Genomic DNA, 308 nt, shown 5'->3' with positions numbered 1-308 from the left:
TTCTCCCCTCTTCCCATCACGCACCGAATAACCCTATCGCGCCCACCGACCACCCTCCTGAACCATCAAAATCTCCACTCCCCCACCATCCCCCTCGATATCTCCCACATCAAGTCCCTCCCCATCACCCACACCACCAATGCTTCCCCCTCCACCACTCTCCCCAGGCATCAGATCTGTGCACCTCTAAAGCACCCTACCCTCATCATCAATCCTACCCCAACCATAGATAATCTCCTCTTTCCCGTCTCCATCCACATCCCCCACACTCAAATACTGCACACCTTCACTCCTAATGCACCCCTACT

General features: G+C 54.9%; 1 protein-coding gene. It reads right to left on the bottom strand.

The window, feature by feature from the left end; genetic code table 11:
- Window positions 1-186: 186 nt before the first annotated feature.
- Complete coding sequence (locus tag FS628_RS33245) at window positions 187-282, bottom strand: hypothetical protein (RefSeq protein WP_369008907.1); 96 nt, start codon at window positions 280-282, stop codon at window positions 187-189.
- Between the last annotated feature and the right edge of the window lie 26 nt (window positions 283-308).

This window comes from Paenibacillus xylanexedens, from assembly GCF_007676705.1.
Taxonomy (GTDB): Bacteria; Bacillota; Bacilli; order Paenibacillales; family Paenibacillaceae; genus Paenibacillus; species Paenibacillus xylanexedens_C.
This window is presented reverse-complemented; position numbering and strand designations above follow the sequence as displayed.